Origin of the sequence: Rhodococcus sp. NPDC057529 (assembly GCF_042802055.1) — a bacterium.
Classification (GTDB): domain Bacteria; phylum Actinomycetota; class Actinomycetes; order Mycobacteriales; family Mycobacteriaceae; genus Rhodococcus_F.
Genome location: NZ_JBHVEY010000015.1, coordinates 39,122 through 59,736, shown reverse-complemented (window position 1 = coordinate 59,736; position 20,615 = coordinate 39,122). Strand labels below are relative to the sequence as shown.

General features: G+C 67.5%; 21 protein-coding genes and 1 pseudogene. 12 read left to right on the top strand and 10 right to left on the bottom strand.

The window, feature by feature from the left end; genetic code table 11:
- Nucleotides 1-147, bottom strand: a pseudogene (locus ACFU5V_RS27285) (SAM-dependent methyltransferase); the annotation flags it as partial.
- Between the two features lie 41 nt (nt 148-188).
- Here ACFU5V_RS27285 and ACFU5V_RS27280 point away from each other — a divergent pair.
- On the top strand, nt 189-530 hold the full coding sequence (locus ACFU5V_RS27280; protein ID WP_378435773.1) for a TraR/DksA family transcriptional regulator: 342 nt from the start codon (nt 189-191) through the stop codon (nt 528-530).
- On the opposite strand, the gene ACFU5V_RS27275 is transcribed toward ACFU5V_RS27280, so the two are convergent.
- Nucleotides 527-799 (bottom strand): ANTAR domain-containing protein, encoded by a 273-nt coding sequence (locus ACFU5V_RS27275; RefSeq protein WP_378435775.1) that lies wholly within the window; start codon nt 797-799, stop codon nt 527-529. The genes ACFU5V_RS27280 and ACFU5V_RS27275 overlap by 4 nt on opposite strands.
- Before the next feature lie 359 nt (nt 800-1,158).
- Here ACFU5V_RS27275 and ACFU5V_RS27270 point away from each other — a divergent pair, with 359 nt between their 5' ends.
- The 3 genes from ACFU5V_RS27270 to ACFU5V_RS27260 are packed head-to-tail and all read left to right on the top strand — an operon-like array spanning nt 1,159 to nt 3,957.
- The gene (locus tag ACFU5V_RS27270) at nt 1,159-1,377 is read left to right on the top strand and encodes a ferredoxin (RefSeq protein ID WP_378435777.1); all 219 of its coding nucleotides are present in this window, start codon (nt 1,159-1,161) and stop codon (nt 1,375-1,377) included.
- Complete coding sequence (locus ACFU5V_RS27265; protein WP_378703051.1) at nt 1,367-2,731, top strand: NAD(P)/FAD-dependent oxidoreductase; 1,365 nt, start codon at nt 1,367-1,369, stop codon at nt 2,729-2,731. Before ACFU5V_RS27270 ends, ACFU5V_RS27265 begins: the two co-directional genes overlap by 11 nt.
- Before the next feature lie 14 nt (nt 2,732-2,745).
- Complete coding sequence (locus ACFU5V_RS27260; protein WP_378703050.1) at nt 2,746-3,957, top strand: cytochrome P450; 1,212 nt, start codon at nt 2,746-2,748, stop codon at nt 3,955-3,957.
- Here ACFU5V_RS27260 and ACFU5V_RS27255 read toward each other — a convergent pair.
- Both ACFU5V_RS27255 and ACFU5V_RS27250 read right to left on the bottom strand, forming a co-directional pair.
- Nucleotides 3,854-5,395: a DUF222 domain-containing protein gene (locus ACFU5V_RS27255; RefSeq protein WP_378703049.1), complete on the bottom strand. Its 1,542-nt coding sequence runs from the start codon at nt 5,393-5,395 to the stop codon at nt 3,854-3,856. The genes ACFU5V_RS27260 and ACFU5V_RS27255 overlap by 104 nt on opposite strands.
- A gap of 32 nt (nt 5,396-5,427) precedes the next feature.
- A complete protein-coding gene (locus tag ACFU5V_RS27250; protein WP_378703048.1) occupies nt 5,428-6,375 on the bottom strand; it encodes an AraC family transcriptional regulator in 948 nt (315 codons plus the stop codon).
- 241 nt (nt 6,376-6,616) lie between these two features.
- Between ACFU5V_RS27250 and ACFU5V_RS27245 the strand changes: the two genes are divergently transcribed.
- The 4 genes from ACFU5V_RS27245 to ACFU5V_RS27230 all read left to right on the top strand — a co-directional run bounded on the left by ACFU5V_RS27245 (nt 6,617) and on the right by ACFU5V_RS27230 (nt 10,567).
- On the top strand, nt 6,617-7,189 hold the full coding sequence (locus tag ACFU5V_RS27245; protein WP_378703047.1) for a flavin reductase family protein: 573 nt from the start codon (nt 6,617-6,619) through the stop codon (nt 7,187-7,189).
- 21 nt (nt 7,190-7,210) lie between these two features.
- The gene (locus tag ACFU5V_RS27240) at nt 7,211-8,827 is read left to right on the top strand and encodes a 4-hydroxyphenylacetate 3-hydroxylase family protein (RefSeq protein WP_378435790.1); all 1,617 of its coding nucleotides are present in this window, start codon (nt 7,211-7,213) and stop codon (nt 8,825-8,827) included.
- Nucleotides 8,828-8,849: 22 nt separating this feature from the next.
- Entirely contained in the window at nt 8,850-9,698 is an 849-nt protein-coding gene (gene catA / locus ACFU5V_RS27235) for a catechol 1,2-dioxygenase (RefSeq protein WP_219459498.1), read from the top strand.
- A 74-nt stretch (nt 9,699-9,772) separates the two neighbouring features.
- The gene (locus ACFU5V_RS27230) at nt 9,773-10,567 is read left to right on the top strand and encodes an alpha/beta fold hydrolase (protein WP_378703046.1); all 795 of its coding nucleotides are present in this window, start codon (nt 9,773-9,775) and stop codon (nt 10,565-10,567) included.
- A gap of 4 nt (nt 10,568-10,571) precedes the next feature.
- Here ACFU5V_RS27230 and ACFU5V_RS27225 read toward each other — a convergent pair whose 3' ends face one another.
- From ACFU5V_RS27225 to ACFU5V_RS27200, 6 genes are all read right to left on the bottom strand, one after another.
- The gene (locus tag ACFU5V_RS27225; RefSeq protein WP_378703045.1) at nt 10,572-11,807 is read right to left on the bottom strand and encodes an acetyl-CoA C-acetyltransferase; all 1,236 of its coding nucleotides are present in this window, start codon (nt 11,805-11,807) and stop codon (nt 10,572-10,574) included.
- Nucleotides 11,800-13,506, bottom strand: a complete 1,707-nt coding sequence (locus ACFU5V_RS27220) for an AMP-binding protein (protein ID WP_378703044.1) — start codon at nt 13,504-13,506, stop codon at nt 11,800-11,802. The genes ACFU5V_RS27225 and ACFU5V_RS27220 overlap by 8 nt, the downstream gene beginning before the upstream one ends.
- The gene (locus ACFU5V_RS27215) at nt 13,503-14,351 is read right to left on the bottom strand and encodes an alpha/beta fold hydrolase (protein ID WP_378703043.1); all 849 of its coding nucleotides are present in this window, start codon (nt 14,349-14,351) and stop codon (nt 13,503-13,505) included. Before ACFU5V_RS27215 ends, ACFU5V_RS27220 begins: the two co-directional genes overlap by 4 nt.
- Nucleotides 14,348-15,151: a hypothetical protein gene (locus tag ACFU5V_RS27210; RefSeq protein ID WP_378703042.1), complete on the bottom strand. Its 804-nt coding sequence runs from the start codon at nt 15,149-15,151 to the stop codon at nt 14,348-14,350. The genes ACFU5V_RS27215 and ACFU5V_RS27210 overlap by 4 nt, the downstream gene beginning before the upstream one ends.
- A complete protein-coding gene (locus ACFU5V_RS27205) occupies nt 15,148-16,341 on the bottom strand; it encodes an acyl-CoA dehydrogenase family protein (RefSeq protein WP_378703041.1) in 1,194 nt (397 codons plus the stop codon). The genes ACFU5V_RS27210 and ACFU5V_RS27205 overlap by 4 nt, the downstream gene beginning before the upstream one ends.
- 132 nt (nt 16,342-16,473) lie before the next feature.
- Entirely contained in the window at nt 16,474-17,079 is a 606-nt protein-coding gene (locus ACFU5V_RS27200) for a TetR/AcrR family transcriptional regulator (RefSeq protein WP_378703040.1), read from the bottom strand.
- A 203-nt stretch (nt 17,080-17,282) separates the two neighbouring features.
- Here ACFU5V_RS27200 and ACFU5V_RS27195 point away from each other — a divergent pair, with 203 nt between their 5' ends.
- From ACFU5V_RS27195 to ACFU5V_RS27180, 4 genes are all read left to right on the top strand, one after another.
- Nucleotides 17,283-17,762, top strand: coding sequence for a nuclear transport factor 2 family protein (locus ACFU5V_RS27195; RefSeq protein ID WP_378703039.1), 480 nt, complete (start codon nt 17,283-17,285; stop codon nt 17,760-17,762).
- A complete protein-coding gene (locus tag ACFU5V_RS27190) occupies nt 17,759-18,106 on the top strand; it encodes a DUF485 domain-containing protein (protein WP_378703038.1) in 348 nt (115 codons plus the stop codon). The genes ACFU5V_RS27195 and ACFU5V_RS27190 overlap by 4 nt, the downstream gene beginning before the upstream one ends.
- On the top strand, nt 18,103-19,707 hold the full coding sequence (locus ACFU5V_RS27185; RefSeq protein WP_378703037.1) for a cation acetate symporter: 1,605 nt from the start codon (nt 18,103-18,105) through the stop codon (nt 19,705-19,707). Before ACFU5V_RS27190 ends, ACFU5V_RS27185 begins: the two co-directional genes overlap by 4 nt.
- Nucleotides 19,708-19,884: 177 nt before the next feature.
- Nucleotides 19,885-20,583: an HAD family hydrolase gene (locus ACFU5V_RS27180; RefSeq protein WP_378703036.1), complete on the top strand. Its 699-nt coding sequence runs from the start codon at nt 19,885-19,887 to the stop codon at nt 20,581-20,583.
- Nucleotides 20,584-20,615: the final 32 nt, after the last annotated feature.

The following is a 20,615-nucleotide window of genomic DNA, read 5'->3' as shown; positions in this document are numbered from 1 at the left end:
TCAGCCGCGTTTGCGGGCATCGACGAGGAACCGGGTCGAGTGGGCCACGAACGGCCCGTCCGCCTCGATCCGGTCGTGGAGTTCCCGCAGTCGGTCCCGGTATTGCGCGACGGTGAAGCCGGGCACCATCCAATCGATCGAGCGGATTATCGGGGAAGCACCGGGCAGCGTGCGATGTTGAACGGGACATGACGGCCTTGGAGCATCGCACCCGAATCGCCGAGGAACGCGCCGACGCCGAACGCCGCATCGCGTCGCTGACCGGCCGTTTCACCGCGATCGTGGAGGGGTCGGAATTCACCACAGACGATGACGAGCACGATCCGGAGGGCTCGACCATCGCGTTCGAACGGGCCCAGGTGTCGGCGCTGCTGGCCGACGCCCGGCGCGAGGTCGAGGATCTGGCGGCGGCACAGCAGCGGCTCGACAGCGGGACGTACGGCCTCTGCATCCGGTGCGGCCGGCCGATCGCCGAGGTTCGGCTCGACGCGCTCCCCGCCGCCCAGACGTGTATCGACTGCGCCGGTTAGGGTAGGAAGGCTCCCCACTCGCGCGCAGCCACGTCGCGGGCCCGGCGATGGTCGTCGGCATCGGGACGGATGCCTTCGGCGAGGTCGGCGAGGGCTTCGGCCAGATCGCCGACATCGACCTGATGCCTCATGGAGGAGTCGAGTAGTTCGTCGAAGGCCTGGTCCGCGCTGTACGAGCTTCCGCGCGCGGTGGTCAGGAATTGGATTGCAGCGTCCAATGCGGACAGGTGCCGTGTCGCGCGGGTGTCGCGGTGAGCTTCGATCGTCAATATTCCGCCTCGGAGGTGTCGCCACTGGGCGTTGCCGGTCTGGTGTGACCACATCACATCACGAACCGGTGGCCTACGTTGCCGAATCGAGACCGTGTCCGAAAGTTGTTTCTCGACAGCAGGATACGAACTCCGGAAAGATACTTGTAACTCTCGTTACTACCGCGAAGTTCTACCCGGGAGTAGGTCGTCCGCGGAATCGCATTTCTGAATGGCTCCAGAACAGCGGATCGAAACCGAGCAGACCGGCCATTCCGGAATACTGGTTTTCGGGTGGAGGTCTCCGCCCGACGCGATCGGACGGCCGTGCGCCGCGCAGTCCCTGTGGACCCGTGTGACCAGAACTGTTCAGAATCGGGATGATTGACGTGAAACTCGTCGTCGACCTCAATCGGTGCCAGGGTTACGCGCAGTGCGTGTTCCTCGCACCCGACGTCTTCACTCTGCACGGCGAAGAGGCCCTCCTCTACGACGCGGGCCCCGCCGACGACGAACGCGAGCACGTGTCGCAGGCCGCCGCGGCCTGTCCGGTGCACGCCATCACCACGGATCTCCCCGCCCAGCACGATGGGGAGTGACGTGCGGATCGTCATCGTCGGCGCGTCGCTCGCCGGGGTGCGCGCGGCGGAGGCGCTACGGGGGCAGGGCTTCGACGGTTCGCTGACCCTGATCGGCGACGAACCCTACGAACCGTACGACCGGCCGCCGCTGTCGAAGGCCGTGCTCCTCGGGATCATGCCGCCCGAACACGCGGCGCTCCCCTACCGTCCCGACCTCGACGCGAAATGGCTGCTCGGCGTGCGGGCCACCACCCTCGATCTGGAGAACAACCGGGTGGTGCTCAGCGACGGCGACACCGTCGAGTTCGACAAGGTGCTGATCGCGACCGGCGTCCGCGCCCGGCCGTGGTCGAACTCGTCCGAGGCGGCACTCGACGGCGTCTTCACCGTCCGCACCTGCGACGACTCCCGCCGCCTGAGCGAACGGCTGTCTGCCGGACCTCGCCACGTCCTGGTGATCGGCGCCGGGTTCACCGGTTCGGAGATCGCGTCGGTGTGCCGGGAGCGTGGGCTGTCCGTGACGGTCACCGAGCGCGGCCCGGCGCCGCTGGTCGGTGCGCTCGGCGGGGTGGTGGCGGCGGTCGCCGCCGACATGCAACGCGACCACGGCGTCGACCTGCGCACCGGGGTCACGGTGACCGGACTCGACGGCGACAGCGACGGACGGCTGTGCCGCGCGCACCTCTCGGACGGGACCGCACTCGACGCCGACGTCGCGATCGTCGCGCAGGGCAGCATCCGCAACACCGACTGGCTGTTCGGATCCGGTCTCGCCGCCGGGCCCCGCGGGGTCACGTGCGACGCCGGCTGCCGGGCGTTCGACATCAACGGTATCGTCACCGACAACGTGTTCGTCGCCGGTGACGTTGCGCGGCAACCGCATCCGCTGTACGACTACCAGTTGCTGGCGCTGGAGCACTGGGGCAACGCGATCGGCCAGGCCGAGGTCGCGGCGCACAACATGATCCACGACGGCCTGCGCCGGCGACCGCACCTGGAGATTCCGGCGTTCTGGTCCAGCCAGTTCGGCGTCAACATCAAGTCGGTGGGCATACCCACCTACTCCGATCAGGTGGTGATCACCCAGGGTTCGGTCGCCGACCGGCGATTCGTGGCGGCGTACGGCTTCCGTGGTCGCGTCACCGCGGCGGTGGCGTTCAATCAGGGGAAGTGGCTCGACTTCTATCGGGGGCTGATCGAGTCGGCGGCGGCGTTCCCGCCGGACTTCGACGTCATGGACCGCGCGGAGCCGTTCGAGGTGCGGGCGTCGGAGTTGCCGGACCCCGCGGTTCTCAGTCACGGTCCGACCGTCGCGGTGACCGGTCATCTGCCCACCGAACGTCGTGTCGAGTTCGTCTCGCTACCGAAGTAACAGGGAGAGTGTCCATGTCGCGTGCGCAGTTGTTCGAGCGGATCACCGACCAGGCGAACCGGCCGAATCCGTATCCGCTGTACGAGGAACTTCGTGAGACGCGGGTGGCGCCGCAGGACAACGGTTCCTTCCTCGTGGGCCGGTACTACGACGTGATGGCACTTCTGCACGATCCGAGGATCAGTTCCGACCTGCACAACAGGGGGCCGGGGCTTCCCGGGGCGGATCGTGCCGGCGACGGGCCGGAGTCCTTCCTCAAACTCGATCCGCCCGAGCACGATCGGTTGCGCCGATTGACGACGCGACAGTTCGGTCCGCCGCACAGCCCCGACCGGATCGACTCCATGCGTGGCGAACTCGCAGAACTCGTGACGAGCCTCGTCGACGGGCTCGACGGGAAGGGCCGCATCGACATCGTCGACGACTTCGCGTACCCCTTCCCCGTCACCGTCATCTGCCGTCTGCTCGGCGTGCCTCACGAGGAGGAACCCCGGTTCCACGCCTGGGCCGACGCGTTGGTGGCGGCCATCGACCCGCGGCGCAGCAGCGCCGACAACGAGCAGGTGAAGGCGGCGCAGCAGGCCCAGATGGAAATGGCCATGTTCATGGCCGGTCTGATCGAGGACCGTCGCCGCAATCCCGGCGACGACATGCTGTCGGGGCTGGCCAACGATTCGGGGCCCGACGGCCAGTTGAACACCGTCGAGTTGGTCACCAACTCCATCCTGTTGTTCATCGCCGGGCACGAGACGACCGTCAATCTCATCACCAACGGCATGCTGACTTTGCTGCGCAATCCCGATGTTCTCGAGCGGCTTCGCACGGAACCAGCGTTGATGCCGCAGGCCGTGGAGGAATTGCTCCGCTTCGAACCGCCGGTGCATCTGCTGGGCCAGCGCACGCCGATCGTCGACATCGAGATCGACGGCGTCACCGTTCCGAAGGGGTCGCCGCTCGTCCTGGCCTTGGCGTCGGCCAATCGCGATCCCGAACGCTTCGTCGACGCCGACCGGTTCGTCCCCGACCGCGAGGACAACCAGCACGTCGGTCTGGGCAGCGGCATCCACAGTTGCTTCGGCGCCCCCCTCGCCCGCCTCGAAGCGCAGATGGCGCTCACCGAACTCATTCGCCGCCTCCCCAATCCGCGTCTCGTGGAGGACCCGCCGCCGTACCGGCCCAACCCGGTACTGCGGGGTCCCCGGCACCTGCTGGTGGACTGTGGGTGACAGGGGCTGACCGGCTCCCCCGCGCATGCTCGATCAACTCACCAGGATGATGCCTGTGGTTGATGCGCGGTCTTCGGGTGGGGTCGATGTGCGGCGGTGGGATCCATTCGGTCCGGCCCGCGTGTGTGGAATGCGCGGGCGCGGACCTCGTCGCCCAGCCGGCCGGTCCGTCGTTGACCTGGGCATGGCATGCGTCGCAGACCAGGGCCAGACCTTCGATGTCGGTGCGCCCGCCCTTGTGCCAGTCCGTGACATGGTGCACCGCACACAGACTCGCCGGCGCCGAACACCCCGGCCGGGTGCAGCCCCCGTCCGCCGCGATCAGCGCGAGCCGCTGGTCGGCACTGGCCAGACGGCGCCGTCGACCCAGGTGCAACGGACGACCCGCATGGTCGAACAGGGCGAGCACCGGATGCGCATTCTCTGCCAGGGCCAGTGCGTCCTCGATCGGGAGCAGGCCACCGGTGGCCGTCGTGGCCAGCCCGCCGGTCGCCTTCTCCAACTGCTCGAGGGTCATGGTGACGATCACCGTCGTCGGCAGGCCCCGGTGCCGGCCGAGCACCCCCGATTCGAGCAGTGTCCGGAACACCGCGCTGAACGCGTCGTGATTGCGCTGCGCCGCGGTGCGGGTATCGCGTGCGGCCGCGGCCGCCAGCACGTCACGATCGATCGCCGGGTTTTCGCCGTCACCGGCTGGCGAGTCGGGATCGTCCGGATTGTTCATGCCGGGTCGTGCCCACTTGGCGAGGATCGGATCGAGCATCGCCCGTGCGACGGGATCGAGTTCGCCGGAGATTCTCGACATCAGTTCTGTGTCCTGCCGACCGATCGAAATGCCACGCCGGCGTTTCCGGTCGCGGTCGTCGCCGAGACTTCCGTCCGGATTCAGGTAGGCCAGCAGCCGGTGCCCGGCCTGTTCCACGTCCTCGGGAGTTGCGCTTCGCGCCAAGGTGGCCAGGACGGCCTCGGCGTCGGCTACCGCGTCGTTGTCGACGGCATGGGGAATCTTGCGCATCACTTTCGCGATCGCCCGCACATGATCCGGTCCGATGTCGCCGTCACTCTGTGCCGCAGCGGTTTCCGGCAGGACGGGTGGCATCGGATCGCCCGCCAGGGTGTGCCACACCCCCAGCTCACGAGCGGCGGTGACCCGAGCGGACGCGTCGGCGCCCGAGATCCGGAGTACCTCGATCAGCAGCTTCTTCGGCGAGGTATACCCCAGACTCGCCGGAACCGAGCGCTCCACGGTCTCCACCACCAATCGGTGGGAGACCGCCTCCGCGCGGCGAAGCGACTGCTCCACCCCGCGCATCACCTCGACCACCTCGCCGTCCGACAGTTCGGCCAGCCCGGCATCGAGCAAACCGTCCACCGCGGCAGCGAGCATCGACAGATGCTCCGTCACCCGGCTCCCCACCGACCCCCCAGTCGAACTCATGTGCGAATACTATCGCGAGGGTCCGACACGTTTCAGAGGCCGCGGTCCCGCAGCGATTCGGACGGCGTCACACCATACTTACGGCGGTAGGCGGCGGCGAATCTGCCGGTGTGCATGATCCCCCAGCGAGTGGCGACTTCGGAAACAGTTGCACAGGAAGAACTTCCGGTCAGATCGGCGTGCACACGTTCGAGCCGCACGTCGACGAGGAACTCCATCGGCGTCATGCCCACGTATTCGCGGAACCCCTGCTGCATGCGCCGGACGCTCACCCCGACGAGTTCGGCCATCTCGCCGGCCGTCCAGGGGCGTGCCGGATCCTCGTGGATCGCGTCGATGACCCGCTTGACGATGCGGGGGCGGATTCCCGACGAGCCGGTGTCGTCGTCCGGCATCGCGGTGAGCACGAGAGCAGTGGTCAGGGCACCACACAATTGCTGCGACACCATCTCACTGCGCAGGAGGACGCCGTCGTGCAATGCCTGGTCGGCGACGGAACGGACGAGCCTGAGCCACTCCGCTCCGGCGCCCGCGCGCAGGTCGAGCTGCCGCGGCAACATCTGACCCGGCTTGGCGAGCACGCGGTCCATCTCCCGCTGCAGGTAGTCCCGGTCCACCTTGAAGCCGATGATCTCGCAGGAACTGCTCCAGTTGGTGATCACGGTCCGGGTGTCGGGCGGACAGATGGTCGCGAGTCCCGGCGTCGACGTCACTTCCGTGCCGCCGGTGACGGACACGATGCGACCGGTCAGGGGGATGTTGATGCCGTACGCGCCGGGATGGTCGGACTCGATGGCCACGGCTGCCCCGAATCCGATCCGGGCGAGCCGCGACGCCCCCACGTCGGACGATTCCAGCGACGATCGCGCGGCGTTGTCACTCGACAGCGGACGCAGTTCATGGGGGAAGTACGCGTCCGCGACCACCTCGTGAACCTCGTCCCAGTCGGTGAAACCGGGACCCTCCAACCGTCCTCGCATACGTACGTCCAGACCTCTCACCTCGCGCTTCGGCGGCGTTCGAGCAACTCCCGACCCTAGCATCACCTGTGACTCACGTCACTGCAAGGCCCTGCGCCGCGCCTCCGCCAATCCCGTTTCGCGTTCCGGATCGGCGGTTCGCAATGCGGATCGACGGACTGTGATGCCCGTCATACGTTGTGCAGGTGCCCCCAAACGCAGGGGTGATCGCACGAATCGTGCAGAAAGGCGGTCACGAAAAATGGATCAGCGCACTCTCCGTAACATTTTCGGCCAGTTCGCCAGTGGCGTCACCGTGATCACGTGCGCCAACTCCGACGGCGAGCCGCACGGGGCCACCGTCACCGCGTTCACCGCGATCTCGATCGAACCTCGGCTGTGCCAGGTGACGTTGACCCGGAAGTCGAAGGCGTGCAACTACCTGAATGACGCGCCGTTCGCGGTGAACATCCTGGCCGCCGATCAGCTCGATACCGCGATGCATTTCGCAGGCAAACCACAACGGACGGAACCGGTGTGGGACGACTCCGGCATCGCTCCCGCACTGTCCGGCAACGCGGCGACTCTGACGTGTTCGCCGTGGGCGTCCTACGACGGAGGCGATCACGTCATCTTCATCGGGGAGATCGTCGACGCGTCCGTCGACTCGGCCAAGGACCCACTGCTGTTCTACCGCAGCACCTTCCATGACCTCGGGGCCGCATCCGGCACCACGGCGTGGAACGGCTGCCTCGACGACCCCCACAGCGGATGGTTCGACGCCGCCGCGTCGTTCACGCCCCTCCACTTGCAGCTCGCCCAGGCTGCCTCGTAATCCTGACCGAAGGGAAACACCATGACCACCACCGAAGCTGCCCCCGATTCCGTCGTCGACCGTAGCAAGGTCAATGTCGCTGCGGACTGCGAAGCGAACCGCACCGCCAACTTCGCGTCGCGCCCCATGACCGGTGACGAGTACATCGAGTCGCTGCGCGACGACCGGGAGATCTACCTGCACGGCGAGCGTGTCAAGGATGTCACGACGCATCCGGCGTTCCGCAACCCGATCCGGATGACCGCCCGCCTGTACGACGCGATGCACACCGGCGAGCACGTCGAGACCCTGACCACGCCCACCGACACCGGCAACGGTGGTGTGACGATGCCCTTCTTCCGGGCGTCCAAGACGTCGGACGACCTGCTGAAGGACCGCGACGCGATCGCCACCTGGGCGCGCATGACGTACGGCTGGATGGGCCGCAGCCCCGACTACAAGGCGTCGTTCCTCGGCACCCTGCATGCGAACAAAGAGCTGTACTCACCGTTCCAGGCCAACGCGGAACGCTGGTACAAGGAATCGCAGGAGAAGGTCCTGTACTGGAACCACGCGATCATCAACCCCCCGGTAGACCGGCAGCTTCCCCCGGACGAGGTCGGCGACGTGTTCATGAAGGTGGAGAAGGAAACCGACGCCGGCCTCATCGTCTCCGGCGCCAAGGTCGTCGCCACCGGTTCGGCGATCACCAACTACAACTTCATCGCCCACTACGGCCTGCCGATCAAGAAGAAGCAATTCGCCCTCATCTGCACCGTCCCGATGGACGCCCCGGGTGTGAAGCTGATCTGCCGCACGTCCTACACCCAGCAGGCCGCGGTGATGGGCAGCCCGTTCGACTACCCGCTGTCGTCGCGGATGGACGAGAACGACACCATCTTCGTCTTCGACAAGGTGCTCGTGCCGTGGGAGAACGTCTTCATGTACGGCGACGTGGAGAAGATCAATGCCTTCTTCCCACAGTCGGGGTTCCTGCCCCGCTTCACGCTGCAGGGCTGCACCCGGCTGGCCGTGAAGCTCGATTTCATCGCCGGCCTGCTCATGAAGGCCCTCGACGCCACCGGAGCGGGCGGGTTCCGCGGCGTGCAGACCCGTGTCGGTGAAGTGATCGGCTGGCGAAACCTGTTCTGGTCGCTGACCGAATCAATGATCCGCGACCCCGAGCCGTGGGTGGGAGACACCGTCATCCCCAAGCTCGAATACGGCCTCACCTACCGGATGTTCATGCAGCAGGGGTACCCGCGGATCAAGGAGATCATCGAGCAGGACGTCGCGTCCGGCCTGATTTACCTGCCGTCGTCGTCGGCGGACTTCAAGAGCCCCGAGGTCCGGCCGTACCTGGACAAGTACGTGCGCGGCTCCGAGGGCATGCCCGCCGTCGAGCGGGTGAAGATCATGAAGGCCCTGTGGGATTCGGTGGGCAGCGAGTTCGGTGGCCGCCACGAGCTGTACGAGCGCAACTACGCCGGCAACCACGAGGGTGTGAAGGCGGAACTGCTGATGTTCGCGGAGAACCGGGGAACGGTCAGTTCGATGAAGGGTCTGGCCGAGCAGTGCCTGGCCGAGTACGACCTGGACGGCTGGACGGTGCCCGACCTCATCGGCAACGACGACGTCTCCTACTTCGGCCGCAGCTAGCCCCTCGAGACCCGGGAGAATCATGACCACCATCGAAAGCCCCACCGCGGTCGGCTCCGGCAACGCCGCCACCGACAAGTTCAAGGGCGCCAGATTCACCGCCGACACGTCACCGGAACGCCTGTCCGCCATCGCCACCGAGGCGCTCGCCGGGTTGGGCGCGCTGATCCGGAAGCACGCCGTCACCTACCCGGAATACCGGGTCCTCAAGCAGTGGCTCATCGACGTCGGCGAGGGCGGCGAGTGGCCGCTACTCCTCGACGTGTTCGTCGAGCACGAGATCGAAGAGGTGAACTCCCGGAACTTCCAGGGCACCAAGGGGAGCATCGAGGGACCGTACTACGTCCCCGGTGCGCCGGATCTCCCCGCGCGGTGCACCCTTCCGATGCGCGACGAGGACCGGGCACACACCGCGCTCGTTCTCCGGGGCCAGGTCACCGACCTGGACGGCACCGGGCTCGGCGGCGCCATTATCGAGCTGTGGCATGCCGACGACGAGGGCTATTACTCGCAGTTCGCTCCCCACCTGCCCGAATGGAACCTGCGCGGAACGATCGTCACCGACGCGGAGGGTCGGTACGAGATCACCACCATCGAGCCTGCGCCGTATCAGATCCCGACCGACGGCCCCACCGGTCAGTTCATCGAGTCCGCCGGCTGGCACCCGTGGCGTCCGGCGCACCTGCACCTGCGGGTGACGTCCCCGGGCAAGCAGCCGATCATCACGCAGCTGTATTTCGCGGGCGGCGACTGGATCGACGACGACGTCGCCGGCGCGACGAAACCCGAACTGCTCCTCGATCCGCAGCTCGACGACACCGGGCGTAAGGTCGTCACCTACGACTTCGCGCTCGATCCCGCCGCGGACTGAGCCGCGGCCCCATACCCCCGGGCGACGCGAGAGATCGCGTCGCCCGGGGTCTCGACGTTGGTGGAGGAATCATCATGGCGAACCCATCCGAATCGCGGACGACGGAATTCGTGCACACCGCGTCGGCCGTGATCGAGGTCGTCGTCGAGGGCAGCGGCCCCTCGGTGATCCTGCTACCCTCGCTCGGCCGCGAGTCGTACGACTACGACGACGTCGCGAGTGGGCTCGCGCACAACGGGTTCCGGGTCTCCCGTCCGCAACCGCGCGGCATCGGTCGCAGCGTGGGTTCACTGGAGGACATCACGCTGCACGACCTGGCCGCCGACGTCGGAGCGGTGATCGAAGCACAGGACAACGGCGCGGCCGTCGTCGTCGGTCACGCCTTCGGGCACTACGTCGCACGAATGCTCGCCGCCGACCGGCCGGACCTGGTGCGCGGCGTCGTCGTCGCCGCCGCGGGCGCCCGCAACTACCCGGCCGCGCTGACCGCGCTGGCGGTGAAGTGCGCCGATCCCTCACTTCCCGACGCGGAGCGGATCGGTTACCTGCAGACCGGATTCTTCGCGCCGGGCAACGACCCGGCGGAATGGCTCAGCGGCTGGTATCCGGACGTGTCGACGCGGCAGCTCGCCGCGTCGGCCGCCACACCCAAGGACGAATGGTGGGCGGTCGCGCACCAGCCGATTCTCGATCTGCAGTCCGCTCTCGACCCGTTCCGGCCGCGCGAGACGGCGAACGAATTGCGGGACCGGTTCGGCGAATTGGTCACCGTGAGCGTCGTCCCGAACGCCAGCCATGCACTGATGCCGGAAGCGCCCGCACAGGTTGTGCGGGCGCTCACCGACTGGATCCGGGGTCTCGACAGCTGAGGGGTCAGACCCTCTCGAAGATCGCGGTCAGCCCCTGGCCGCCGCCGATACACATCGTCTCGAGACCGTAACGGACTCCGCGACGGTCCATCTCGCGCAGGAGTGTGGTGAGGATCCGCACTCCCGTAGCGCCGACGGGATGCCCGAGCGAGATTCCCGAACCGTTGACGTTGGTGCGGTCGAAATCTTGTGCACCGAAATTCCATTCGCGTGTGACGGCCAGCGCCTGCGCTGCAAAGGCCTCGTTCAGTTCGATGAGGTCGATGTCGGCGAGCGTCAGCCCGGCGCGTTTCAGGGCCCGTTCGGTGGACGGCACCGGTCCGATTCCCATCTCGGACGGCTCCACGCCGGCCACCGCCCAGGTGACCAGGCGGGCGAGCGGCCGGAGTCCCAACCGTTCCGCCTGTGCCCGGGTGGTGACGAGGCACGCCGCCGCACCGTCGTTCTGTCCGCTGGCGTTGCCTGCGGTGACGGTCGCGTCGGGGTCGGTGCTGCCCATGATGGGTCGCAGCCGAGCGAGCGACTCGATCGTCGTGTCGGCTCGGGGATGCTCGTCCCGGTCGACGACCCGCGGATCACCCTTGCGGACAGGAACTTCCACCGGCACGATCTCCTCGGCGAACGTTCCCGAGTCGATGGCGGCGACCGCCCGGTGATGGGAACTCACCGCGAGTTCGTCCTGTTCCCCGCGGCTGATGCCATACCTGCGGCGCAGGTTCTCCGCCGTCTCGAGCATGCCGCCCGGCACCGGGTAGTTGCGGCCACCTGCGGTGACGCGACCGCGGGCGAGCCGGTCGTGGAGCGCGGCCGGGGCGCCCTTGGCTCCCCAGCGCATCGCCTCGGTGTAGTACTCGGCGCGGCTCATCGACTCCACGCCGCCGGCGATCACCAGTTCGGCGATCCCCGTCTGTACCCGCATCGCTGCGTCGAGCACGGCCTGCAGACCCGATCCGCAGCGACGGTCGAGTTGTTGACCGGGAACCGTCACCGGCATCCCCGCATCGAGGGCCACGACGCGGCCGATGGCGGGTGCCTCGCCGTTCGGGTAGCACTGACCGAAGATCACGTCGTCGATGCTGCCCGGATCCACTCCGGTGCGGTCGAGCAGTTCGGACACCACACGGGCGCCGAGGTCGGCGGCGGGAACGTCCGTGAACTGGCCGCCGTATCTGCCGACGGGGGTGCGGAGGGGCTCACAGACGACGACATCGGTCGCCTTCGTGTTCGAGTTTTCAGGCACTGCGGAAATCCCTTTCGTGATCGGTCCAGCGCTGCGCCCATTCGCGCAGTTCGACCGCTCGGATCTTGGCTCCGTTGCCGCCCACGGTGGTCGGCATTTCCTCGATCATGTGCACGGCGGCGGGAACCTTGAACGCCGCCAACGACTCTGCGCACCACGACTTGAGCTCGGCGGCGTCGACGTCGGTGTTCTCGGCCGGGACGACGAACGCGACGGCTTCGGTGTATCCGCGGGTCCCGGTGATGCCCACGACCTTCGTGAGGTGGACGCCGTCGTGTTCGGCGATCCGGTGCTCGATCTCGGCCGGATCCACGAGGAATCCGCGCAGCCGGAGCACATCCCCCATCCGGCACACGTAGGTATAGCCGCCGTCGCCGGTCGCGACGGCCAGGTCGCCGCTGCGGAACCATCCGTCCGACGTGAATGCTCGCGCGGCCGCATCCGGATTGCCGAGGTACGCGTCGACGACGTTCGGTCCGCGCACCTGAAGCTCGCCCTGCTCGCCGTCGGGGAGAACGGAATCGTCCAGGGGGTCGGCTATCCGGATCTCGATGGCGGGGCCCACCGGACGCCCGCCGCCGTTCCAGCGCACGGCTTCCGGATCGGTGACATCCCACAGCAGCATCAGGGCGAACACCTCGGAGGACCCGAAGACACCCGTGGTGACGGCGTCGAATTCGTCCCGGACCCATGCGGCCACCTCGTGCGAACGGCCGAGGAAGTCGGCGATCCCGAGCCGCTTCAACGACGACAGGTCGGCGCGGTCACCCCCCTGCCACGTGTCCAGGAGACGGGTGAAGAGGTCGTCGCCGCCGACCACGTGTGTCACCTTCAGCGACTGCATGCGGCCCAGCGTGGACGCGGCCTCGAAGACGGGTTCCATCAGCAGGGCGCCGCCGCCGGCGAGAGTCGCCAGGGCCGTGCTGAATCCGAACACGCCCGACACCGGCAGCACACAGAGCGTGACGTCGCCGGGCTCGACGTCGAGGACGACGGCGTCGGCGCGGGCGTGCCGGACCACCGCGGATTCCCGATGGGCCGCGAGTTTCGGAACGCCGGTGGAGCCGGACGTGGTGAACGCGACTGCGAGCGGGTCGCCGAGGTCCGCCCGCCCGCCCGCGGCGGTCGTGGTGGCCATGTCGGGTGTCTCCGGCGCCCGAACATCGCCGGCGTCCGCGCTGCCCGCGGTCCAGGCGCCGCCGCCGAGGTCGAATCGCGTCGGATCGGGAGCCTCGCCCGCGGCCGCGGGGCCGCGCACCACCGCGACCGCCGGTGCCGGCAGGTCGACGGACTGCTGCGCCTCTTCGAGCCGCCCGAACAGGTCGAGGCCGTGGAAGTGGTCGGCCACGGCCACCACCGCGGGTCGCGCGGAGGTGAGGATGTGCGCGATCTCGTGCGTGTTGTACCGGGTGTTCACACCGATGACGTGTGCTCCGACCGCCGACGAGGCGAGCTGCCAGACGATGGCATCGGACCAGTTCGGCAGCAGTACAGCCACGCACTGGCCGCGGCGCACACCGACCGTTGCAAGTTCCGACTTCAGTGTATCGACGCGGTCGCGGAGGTCGGCGCGGCCCGAGACGATCGGTTCGCCGTCGACGACGTCGATCGTGGCGGGGGCCGTCGGGTCGGCCGTCACGAGTTCGTCGAGCAGCGCGGCGAGAGTGTCACGGCGCGTGGCCGTGTCGTGCGCCGTCACGAGAGCACCGCCGCGGCGCGCAGTTCCGTCAGCCAGTCGTCCGCCACCGACGCGAAATCGTCGATCTCCTCCATGGGGTAGTGACCGATGTCGTCGAGCAGGGTGAACGCCGTCGATCCCGGCCGAGTGGCTTCGATTCGCGTGGCGGCCTGCTCGACGAGTCCGGCCTGGATCCACGGGTCCTGCGCACCGGCGACGAGCCTGATGGGGCACGTGATGTCGGCGAGACGGTCCCGCACGTCGTGCGTTCCCCAGGCGATGAGGTCCGAGGACGAGATCTCCGGATCCTCGCGCTTGTGCATCGTGGCGATCAGGCGGGCCTGCGCTTCGGGCACGGAGCGCCCGATGGACGCCAGCGTGCCCAGATACGTGCGGTCGGCGCGGCTGGGTCCGGCGACGTCCTCGAGTTCGCGACGCAATCCGCCGACGTTGACGCGGCCCGGGCCTGCCTCCGCCTCCATCGCGATCGCTCCGGCGAGCGGCCTGGATGTCCGTGTCGCGAGTTCGAGGGTCAGCTTGCCCCCGATGGAACATCCCATCACGAACGGCCGTTCGACGGCGAGGGCGTCGAGGACCTTCCCGAGCCAGTCCGCGAACACCACGATGCTGGTGATCGGGCCGTCGACGGCGGGCTCGGAACGCCCGTGGCCCGGAAGGTCGGGGACGATCACCCGGTAGCCGCGGTCGGCCAGTGCGGATGCGGCGTGGCGCCACTGGACTCCGCTCTGCCCGGCGGTGTGCAGGCACAGGACGGTGGGTGTTTCGATGTCCCGACGATTGTCGGGGGTGACGATTTCGACGAAGCCGAGCGCGCCGTCGATGTCCAGGTACCGGGCCTCGATCATGACCGGGCCTCCCTTCCGCACGTGAGTGGCAAAGTGTGCCCCGACACGCTTTGCCACTCACGTGCGGCGGCGCGGGCATGGGCGATGACGATGTCGAGCGGCTTGGTGAGTCGCAGGTACTCGTACCCATCACCGCTGGAGGAGAATTCACCGCTGATCGCGCGGCGCATGAAGTCGTTGTGTTCGGCGACCACCAGGTCGACCCACGTCACGGCCGGGATGACGAGCGTGAACGTGGCCCCACCCGGGACGCGGCGCGCGACGTCGATGATCCGGCCGCGGTAGATCCGCAGGTGCACCTCCCGGGGCCCGCCCGAGGCGTCGGTGCAGCGCAGACCCACCGTGCCGTCCCACGTCGCCAGCGCGGACGCGAAGGCAGGATCGGCGGAGAGCGATTCTCGGAGAACCTCTCCCCAGACGGGGGTGCAGAAGTCCACCGCCGGGTCGTATCGGACGCCGGCGGGGTCGGGCAGGCGCCACGTCTCGATACCCTGCTCGCGGACCGACCCACCGTGGTCGACCAGCCGCACGTGGCGGTCGAGAACTGCTCCGTCCGCCGACTGCTCGACCCGCGTGACAACGGACTCGACGTGGACGACGTCGGGACCCGTCACCGCGCACTCCGCATTCCATTGCAGCCCGGTGCGGGTGGCTTCGGCGGTCGGCCGGGGAGTGAGCATTCCCGCGAGAACGATTCCCGTCAACGACGGTTCCGGCAGGGACAGTGCGAGTTCGGACACTCGCCTTGGTTCGCTCACAGTGCGATCGCCGACAGCGATGCTCGTGGTGAGTGTGCTCATTCGGCCGCCCTCCCCAGCAGTTCGTCGGAGATGATCCGCATCTGGATCTCGCTGGTGCCCTCGAAGATCTTCGTCAACCGGGCATCGCGCCAGTGCCGCTCCACCTGGAAATCGGTGGTGTACCCGGCACCGCCGTGGATCTGCACCGCCTCACTGGTCACCCGCTCCGCCATCTCCGTCGCCACCAACTTGCACATCGACGCCTCCAGCGAACACCGCCGACCGGTACCGATATCGGTGGCCACCGCATACATCAACTGCCGCGCCGCCTCGATATCGGCGGCCATCGCCGCAACCTTGAACCGCAGATGCTGAAAATCCGCCAACTCGCGCCCGAACTGACGCCGGGTGTGCAGATACGCGATCGAATCCTCCAACGCCGCCCGCGCCAACCCGATCGCCCGCGCCGCGGTATGCGCCCGCCCCACCTCCAGGCCGGACACCGCCAGGTAGAAACCCTTGCCCTCCTCCCCGAGCATCGCGGACGCCGGGACTCGGAAATTGTCGAACGACAGCTCCCACGTGTTCCACCCGAAGTACCCGATCTTGCGGATCTTCGTCCCGCTGATCCCCGCCGGGAACCCACCGCGCTGCTTGTCGATCAGGAACGCGCTGATCCCCCGGTGCGGCTTCGCCGGATCCTTGTTCGGATCGGTGCGCGCGAACAACACCAGATAATCAGCCTCGTCGGCGTACGTGCACCACATCTTCGTACCACTGACCACCCACTCGTCGCCGTCGCGGGTCGCGCGGCAGGAAATGTTCGCCACATCCGATCCGGCCTCGGCCTCCGACAACGCGTACGCCCCCAGATACTCACCCCGCGCGACCTTCGGCAGCAGCGCCGCCTCCTGCTCCGCGGTGAAGCCGCCGCCCATCCCGTTGCCGCGGGCCAGCAGCCCGGACACGCTCATCCACGCCCGCGACAACTCCTCCGCGACCAGGCAGTACTCGAACACCCCCAACCCGAGACCACCGTGCTCCTCCGGGATCATGATCCCGAAGAACCCGACCTCGGCCATCGCCTTCTTCAACGTGTCCGGGATGGTGCCCTGCACCGGATCCAACTCGTTCGCGACCGGCAGCACCTGCGTCATCGCGAACTCGCGAGCCAGGTCCCGGATCGCCAGACGGTCCTCGGTGAGATACCGCGGTGAATCTGTCCGCGGCTGCGACGGCCGATGCGTCATGGATACTCCTCCACTCGAACTACGGGGCGCGTGAAACGGGGAACTCGCGGTTCCGCACTCGGATCACATTAACGCTTGTTCACCCAGTAGAGCACGGCCGGGAGCACACCGTCAATGCCGAACCTGCCTGAATCAGGCGGGGCGGTACCCCACCAGGTTGAGCGCGTAGATGCCGTACGAATCCGCTACCGCCTGCGCGGACAGGGTGCCGTCCGGCCGGTACCAGAGCGCGATGCCTGCGCACATGGTCAGCACCGCGGTCACCGCCTGGTGGACGTGCGGGACGTCGAAGTCACCGCTCGTCACCCCCGCCTCGGCGATGGTGACGAACAGGTGCTCCTGGGCGTCGCGCGAGCCCACCACCCGTTTCCGGTCGACCTCGTCGAGATAGCGCAGTTCGGTGTTGGCCACGAGGCACGCGCGCTGGTTGCGTGCGGTGTACAGCGAGTGCGCGACCACCGCGGCCGTCCACTGCTCCGCGGGCGCGGCACCCGCCTTGCGCAGGGCGTTCCTGGTGGCGGTGAACTGCTCGTCGCTGGCGGCGCGCAGGATCTCGACGAGGAGTTCGTCCTTGTTGTCGAAGTGGTTGTAGACGTTGGCGGCGCTGCACCCGGCACGTTTGGCGATGGTTCGCATGGTCGCGGCATGAAAGCCGGCGGTGTAGAACTCCTCCAACGCCGCGTCCAGAATCCGCTGCCTGACGTGGGGAATCACCGCACTACTTGACCGAGTGTTCATCCCTCGGAGGGTAGAGGCAGCACGCGACGCGGGCAACGATCCGGCCGGAAATCGCTGTTCAGCAACCCTCGACGGACGGGAATCGCGTGAGCGACGCTCGCCCTTGACCCGCGACACAACGTCGATTATGGTCCCCATCACATGAACGGTCGTTAATGACTGCTTCCCACATTCCGCACATCGCACCGTGGAGGTATGCCGCCTTGAGCACCCTCGAAGAACGAATTGGCCGACTGGAAGACCTGGAGGCCATCCGATACCTCGATGCGCAGTACTGCCGCCATCTCGACGACGGCAACTGGGACGCGTTGATGGACCTGTTCACCGACGACGGCGAATTCGACGGATTGTCCAACCCGAAGGGCAAGATCGAGATGCGGGAGTTCTTCGCCGGACTCGCCCCCGGTGGGCTCACCGCGTTCTGGCACTTCATCACCAACCTGGAAATCGACCTCGACGGAGATCGCGCTACCGTCCGCTCGTTCCTGTGGCAGCCGTGCGTGACCGACGGCACCGCCTCGATCGCCGCAGGCCGTTACACCGACGAGGCCGTCAAGATCGACGGTCGCTGGTTGTATCGCGTCAAGCAGGTGCGTTTCCACTACTTCGGGCCGCTGGCCGAGGGCTGGGACGAGAATCGGTTCGCCCTGGATTCGGCACGGCGCGCGGCGGTGAACGCATGACCACCGAGTCGCCCACCACCACAGCGAGAGCATGGTCGCCGATCCTCGCACTGCCGGAGTTCGTCGAACTGCGGCGTCGGCGGCGTGCCGTCACCACCGCACTCGGCCTGATCGCGATCGTAATGTTCGCCGGCTTCCTCGTCGGATTCGCCTACTTCCCCGAGTTCCTGGGCGACAACACGGCATTCGGCATTCCGCTGTCGCTGTGGGTGGTGTTCTCCCAGTTCGCCGGCACCTGGGTGCTGGTGTACGCATACTTCCGACTCTCCCGCACCTACATCCAACCCGCCGCCGATGCCGCCGTCCTGGCCATCGCACAACGTGATCAGGAGCATGCCTCATGACCGGCGACGCCGATTTCCTCGCCATCGGCATCTGTGCCGCCGTCATCTCCCTCACGTTGTGGGTGACGTTCGCTGCGTCGCGCCGAAGTCGCAGCGCCACCGGGTTCTTCGCCGCGGGCCGCTCGATCACCGGGTGGCAGAACGGTTTCGCGATCGCCGGCGAATTCATTTCCGCGGGCAGTTTCCTCGGGACCACGGGGTTGATCTTCTACAAGGGCGTCGACGGTGCCGTCATTCTCTGCACGTCGGTGGTCTCGTTCCTCCCCGTCCTCTTCCTCCTCGCCGAGAAGATGCGCAACGTCGGAAAGTTCACTCTCGCCGACGTTCTGGTGTTCCGGACCGGCGCCCGACGGGTCCGGGTGGTGGTCGCGCTCAGTACCATCGTCACCGGCACCTTCGTGCTGCTCGCCCAACTCGTGGCGGCAGGGGTGCTGCTCGAGTCGGTGTCGGGGATCCCGTTCGGCCTGTCCGTTGTGGTGGCCGGTTCGCTCATGGGCATCTACGTCTTCGTCGGCGGCATGCTCGCGACCACGTGGGTTCAGGTGATCAAGTCGTCCATCCTGTCGATCCTGGCGGTCGTGGTGTGCCTGGGAATCCTGGCGAAGTTCGGTTTCAGCTTCCCCGGCATGCTCGGGGCGGCCACGTCGAACGCTGCCGCCGGAGACGCAATCCTCTCGCCGGGTCTGATCTTCGGGCAGACCGGCGCGATCAACCTGATCTCGTACTCCCTGGCGTTCGCGCTCGGAACGGCCGGCATGGCGCACATCCTGATCCGCTTCTTCACCGTCCCCGAGGCTGCGACCGCGCGAAAGTCGCTCGGCTGGACCGTCGCGCTGTGCAGCATCTTCTATCTGATCGTCATCGTGATGGGCTTCGGCACCGCAGCGCTCCTCGGTCCCGACGGGGCGGATCGCGTCGGCGCCGGCGGCAATCTCGCGGCACCCACGCTGGTCACGGAACTCGGCGGAGGCGTCGGCACCATCGGCGGTTCCATCGCACTGGCCATGGTGGCGGCCGTGGCATTCGCGAGCATCGTCGCCGTCGTCGCGGGCGTCGTGATCTCGGCCGCGGGAACGTTCGCCCACGACGTGTGGCCCACGCTCACCCGCCGGAAGTCCGCCGACGCGAACACGGAGACGGAGGACGCCCGCGAGGCCAAGGTCGCCCGGTACGCGGCGGTCGCGTTCAGCGTCGCCGCGATCGGACTGACGATGGCGATCGGCGACAGCACCAACATCACCTATTTCATGGGAATGGCCTTCATGGTCGCAGGCAGTGCGCACCTGCCGAGCCTTCTGCTCAGCCTGGGCTGGCGGCGATTCAACAGCACCGGCGCCATCTGGGGAATCTCGGTGGGACTGACATCCACCGTCGTCAGCCTGATGTTCACCGAGGCGCTCTGGCTGGGCAGTGGACCCGCGCCGCTGACCATTCAGCTGCCGGTGATCATCACGATGCCGCTCGGGTTGGCCGCGGCCGTGATCGGCTCGCTCGCCGCCGAACGCCGTCACGGACGGTCGGCCGACCGGGACGAGAAGTTCGCCGAAATGCTGGTCCGTGCCGAAACCGGCATCGGCGCAGAACTCGCCGAAACGCACTAGATTTCACGCTCGCCCGATGCCCTCGCCGACACGGCGGGGGCATCGGCTCGTGGAGGATCCGCACCTGTACGTCCTCGATCGACGGCACCGACTGGTCACTGATGGGTGAGTTCGACGTCGGCTGACCCCGCCGGCTTCACCCTGAAACCGCGCGCAACGCGCGTTAGCCTGGACAACGTGGCTCCCGATCTCACCGAACTCGACGCAGTGATCTTCGACTTCTCCGGCACCCTGTTCCGGCTGGAGGAGGACGACAGCTGGATGGCCGACCTCACCGACCACGAGGGTGAACCGTTCGACCTCCACCAGCAGGCCGAATTGATGCGGCGCATGACCGCACCGGTCGGTCAAACCGTCGAGATGGACGCCGCCGAACACCACGCATGGACCAACCGCGACCTCGACCCACGGTTCCACCGGCAGGCGTACCTCGACGTGCTCCGCAAGTCGGGGGTCGCGCACGAGGACCAGGCGGTCGGGCTGTACGAGCGGCTGATCGACCCGGGCTGCTGGAGCCCGTATCCCGACGCCGCGGAAGTGCTTGCGTCACTGAAAGACCGCGGAGTGAAGGTCGCGGTGCTGAGCAACATCGCGTTCGACATCCGGCCCGCGTTCGCGGACCTGGGAGTCGAGCATCTCGTCGACGCGTTCGTGCTGTCGTTCGAGGTGGGGGCGATCAAACCGAACCCGAAGATCTTCGAGCACGCCCTCGCCGCACTCGGTTCCGAGCCCGGACGCACCTTGATGATCGGCGACAGCGAGGAAGCCGACGGCGCCGCCCGCAACGTGGGCTGCGCGTTCGCGCTCGTCGAACCCGTCCCCCTCGCGGAGCGCCCGAGCGGCCTCCGAGATGCGCTGCGTGCCTTCGGCCTGTGAGTACTTGTTAACGTCGGGCGGTTAACAAGTAC

Coding starts and splice junctions, on each gene's coding strand:
- ACFU5V_RS27280 (WP_378435773.1), top strand. CDS start 189: ATGACGGCCTTGGAGCATCGCACCCGAATCGCCGAGGAACGCGCCGAC.
- ACFU5V_RS27270 (WP_378435777.1), top strand. CDS start 1,159: ATGATTGACGTGAAACTCGTCGTCGACCTCAATCGGTGCCAGGGTTAC.
- ACFU5V_RS27265 (WP_378703051.1), top strand. CDS start 1,367: ATGGGGAGTGACGTGCGGATCGTCATCGTCGGCGCGTCGCTCGCCGGG.
- ACFU5V_RS27260 (WP_378703050.1), top strand. CDS start 2,746: ATGTCGCGTGCGCAGTTGTTCGAGCGGATCACCGACCAGGCGAACCGG.
- ACFU5V_RS27255 (WP_378703049.1), bottom strand. CDS start 5,395: ATGAGTTCGACTGGGGGGTCGGTGGGGAGCCGGGTGACGGAGCATCTG.
- ACFU5V_RS27250 (WP_378703048.1), bottom strand. CDS start 6,375: ATGCGAGGACGGTTGGAGGGTCCCGGTTTCACCGACTGGGACGAGGTT.
- ACFU5V_RS27245 (WP_378703047.1), top strand. CDS start 6,617: ATGGATCAGCGCACTCTCCGTAACATTTTCGGCCAGTTCGCCAGTGGC.
- ACFU5V_RS27240 (WP_378435790.1), top strand. CDS start 7,211: ATGACCACCACCGAAGCTGCCCCCGATTCCGTCGTCGACCGTAGCAAG.
- catA (WP_219459498.1), top strand. CDS start 8,850: ATGACCACCATCGAAAGCCCCACCGCGGTCGGCTCCGGCAACGCCGCC.
- ACFU5V_RS27230 (WP_378703046.1), top strand. CDS start 9,773: ATGGCGAACCCATCCGAATCGCGGACGACGGAATTCGTGCACACCGCG.
- ACFU5V_RS27215 (WP_378703043.1), bottom strand. CDS start 14,351: ATGATCGAGGCCCGGTACCTGGACATCGACGGCGCGCTCGGCTTCGTC.
- ACFU5V_RS27210 (WP_378703042.1), bottom strand. CDS start 15,151: ATGAGCACACTCACCACGAGCATCGCTGTCGGCGATCGCACTGTGAGC.
- ACFU5V_RS27205 (WP_378703041.1), bottom strand. CDS start 16,341: ATGACGCATCGGCCGTCGCAGCCGCGGACAGATTCACCGCGGTATCTC.
- ACFU5V_RS27200 (WP_378703040.1), bottom strand. CDS start 17,079: ATGAACACTCGGTCAAGTAGTGCGGTGATTCCCCACGTCAGGCAGCGG.
- ACFU5V_RS27190 (WP_378703038.1), top strand. CDS start 17,759: ATGACCACCGAGTCGCCCACCACCACAGCGAGAGCATGGTCGCCGATC.
- ACFU5V_RS27185 (WP_378703037.1), top strand. CDS start 18,103: ATGACCGGCGACGCCGATTTCCTCGCCATCGGCATCTGTGCCGCCGTC.